Below are 3,418 nucleotides of genomic sequence, written 5' to 3' on the forward strand. Positions count from 1 at the left end.
ACCGGTCGATCGCCCGCGACGCCGCCTCAAGCTCACGTTGGGCCTGAGTCATCGCCTCGTACAGCGGCGATCCCTGCCGCACGGACGTCGCGTCGCCCTCGGTGGCGGAGCGCACCACGGACGTCAGCTCGGTCGACTCGCGGTCGTGCAGCCGTGCCGCGACACCGGTGGCCACGAGCTGCCGCAACGCCCGCAGCTTCAACGTCCGCATCATCGCGGGCTCGACCGTCGCGTAGTCCACGGTGAGGCCGGGATTCGCTGCCTGATGCGGCATCACGCCGACCTCCGCGAACACCCGGTCGAACACCTTGGGCAACCGGAGCGCGGCCAGCAGATCGTCCACAGTGGACTCGCCAAGACCGGCTCCCGGACGTTGCGAACCGCCCTCCCAGGGCACGCCGGGACCGTCACCGACCCACAGCGTCACGCCGACACCGGCCAACGCCGAGGGTGTACGGAGGACGGGGCCGCCGTTGGCCTCGATCCCGCCGACCGCCACCAGCACGACGCCGGTCACCTGCGGCAGGCGCGCGAGTCGTTCGAAGAACACGTGGTGCTCGCTCAGCGCGTCGGTGGTGTCGACCACCAGCACGCGGCTCGACGGCCCGAGCTCGTTCGCGTTGCGGCGCCTCAGGCTCTCCGCCAACGCCCGGCCCTCGGGAGTGCGGAGATCCAGCGTCATCACGGGATCAGGGTTCACGGGCGCAGCCATTCGGGATCGCGGGCGACCCACTCGCGCAGATCGTTCAGGTTGTCCTGCAACGGGTTGTTGACACCGCGGAACGGCAGCCGCAACGCGCCGGGCAGGGTCTCGTCCCAGAACTCCCGCAACGCGAGCAGCCGGCGCGTGCCGCTCTCTCCTGTGCGCTGACCGAGTTCCGCGTCGACCCGGTTCAGCTCGCCGGACGCCAGGCCGATGATCCGGTCGAAGAGACGCGACGGCTTGTCCGGCCGCTGGTCCACACCGCGCGGGGTCGTCGCGATCAGCTTGGCGCAGAAGTCGCGGCGGATCTGCTCGTCGTCGGTGAGCACCCACGCCTCGTACGCGGACAGCAGGCTGGCCCAGCTCGACATCCGGCCGAACGGTTCCAGCGGCAGCCGCATGCTGGCCTGCGCGCCGTCGCCGAGCTTCACGATGATCGCGGACGGCGAGTCCTCGTCGCCCACCACCGCGATCTGGTCGTTCCACGCCGCGCACAGCAGGTGGTGCAGGATCCGTTCGCGGTGCTCGGGAATCGTGGCCAGATAACCGAAGTCGTAGCCCAGGCGCTGCCGCCAGCGCAGGAAGTCCTGCTGCTCCTCGTTCTTCAGCGCGTCCGACCAGTGCTTGAGCACCTCGCGGACCTCTGGCACCTCGGTCAGGCCCATCGAACTGCGGAACAGCACCACCGTGATCGACTCGGCCGCGATCGGCCGGAACTCGACGACGGCGTCCTGCCGCGGCAGCGACACCTCCTGGCGCAGGAACTTCTCCAGCTCGGAGTCCTTGGCCGCCGCGGGATAGCTGAACAGGATCCGCAGCCTGCCGGTGCCGCTCGGCGCGAACCCGCCGGGCACGAGCCCGGCGAGCTTCTCCCGGAACTGTGCCAGCTCGTCGTCGCCCACCTGCACACCCGGCTTGCCCGCCGCGGCCGCGAGCAGGTCCTGCAACGCCGGCAGCAACGGCCGGTGCTGCCCGTCGCGATAGGAGAAGAGCCGCTTCACGGCCTGCTTCACGCGGTCCTTGACGTGCGCCACTGCCATCGCAGGGCCGCGGCCGTCCAGCACCATGTCGTAGGCGTGCTTCCAGCCCTCCTCGCCGAGGATCTCGGTGACGAGGTCGCCGGGCGTCGCAGTCGGAAGCAGCCGCCCGCCCTGGTGCACGTAGTAGTCCACGAACCGGCGCACCACGGCCTGGTAGAAGGGCTCCAGGTCTCCTTGGCGCGGCAACAGGTACGTGACGCCGACGCGCTGCTGGTACAGCTCTCGGGCGCGGGCGGTGAACCGGCGCTCGCTCTGCCGCGCGTGGTCCTCGAAGGCGCTCACCAGTGACAGAACCTGTTGCTGCACGGCCTTGAGCTTGAGGTCCCAGCGCACCGCCTGGTCGTTCCACGCCGCGTGCCAGACCCGCTTGGCACGCCACTCGTACCAGTCGTTCTGCCGCGCGATCGCCGCCCGCACCGCCGGGTCGGAGAACTGCAGCTTGCGCAGGAACTTGCCCTTGATCCCCGCGGCGGACGGCGGGTTCAGCGTCAGACCGGGAGGGGCGGCGGGCTCGCCCCTGCGCAGTTCGAGGATCTTGGCGAACCCGAGCGCGCTGGCCTCGTCGGTCAGCCCGTCGTGGCCGTTCAGGATTCGCCTGAGCCGGAACAGGTCGACCTCGCCGAGCAGCGACTTGACCGCGCGACCCGCGTCGAACGTCTGCACCATGTCCGGGATCTGCCTGGCCAGCTGCTGGTCGAGCGTGCGCAGGCCGGACTCCATCGTGCGGGCCCGCGTGGCGAGCGCACGCGAGATCGCCTCGGCACCGCTGACCGCGGACACCTCGGTGATGGGCACGGGCTGCCGCAGCCGCAGCGGGTCCAAATTGGACTCGGTGAAGAACCTCTCGATGAACGGCGAGTTGTTCTCCGCCTGCCCGATGCCGGGCTCGTCCAGCTCGGTGACCGCGGCGGCGAGCAGGCGGGAACTGATGATGTCCGCGATGTCGTCCACCGGCACGGTCATCGACGCGACCGAACTCGTTGACACACCGCGGTTTCCGATGCCGGTCGGGGCGGGCACCTCGCGTTCGACCGCGCTGTTGATGAACGAGTCGGCGAAGCTCATGTAGGTCTGCGCGATGGCCTGCCTGCCACCGTCGCCGTCGGTGCCGAGGTCCGTGCCGATCAGGGACAGCACCAGCGACACGATCGACCGGTGCAGGTCCTCGCGCTGCACTCCGGCGCCCTTGCCGAACAGGAACGCGGTCTGCACGGTGGAGGCGCGCAGCCGGATCTCCTCGCGGTCCGGGTACTTCACCGACAGCTGGCCGCTGATCCCGGAGCTGTCCAGCTCGGTGCCGGCGACCTGGGCGTTCTGGTCGTCCACCAACCGGAACAGGTCGAGCAGCGACCGGCCCGCGTTGAGCCTGGCGGCCCTGCCGCCGCCCAGTCCCTCGTCGAACGCGGACGGCATGAGCACTAGGGGGAACACGCGAGCGCGGTAGTCCTGATGCGCGAAGACGTCGCCGATCAGGTGCAGGAAGTCGAAGAAGATGCCGCTTCCCGTTCCGCCTGCCACGCTGAACGCGACGAAGACGTCGCACGACAACGACCTCTTGCCGCCGCCGAGCATCGCGAGCTCGCCGAGCGAGTTGTTGATCGCGCCGATCGCCTTGCGCAGTGGGGCCTGTGCCGCCGACGTGCCGCCGCGGAACGTCTCGAACAACGCCGCGCGG

General features: G+C 70.0%; 2 protein-coding genes. Both read right to left on the minus strand.

The genetic code is table 11. The features are described 5' to 3' along the window. The coding region (locus FXN61_RS48260; RefSeq protein ID WP_223165906.1) for a hypothetical protein at positions 1-700 on the minus strand (700 nt) is incomplete at its 3' end. Then, the coding region (locus FXN61_RS48265; RefSeq protein ID WP_167980465.1) for a tubulin-like doman-containing protein at positions 697-3,418 on the minus strand (2,722 nt) is incomplete at its 5' end. The genes FXN61_RS48265 and FXN61_RS48260, both read right to left, overlap by 4 nt.

Source organism: Lentzea indica (assembly GCF_012184385.1).
GTDB classification, from domain to species: Bacteria; Actinomycetota; Actinomycetes; order Mycobacteriales; family Pseudonocardiaceae; genus Lentzea; species Lentzea indica.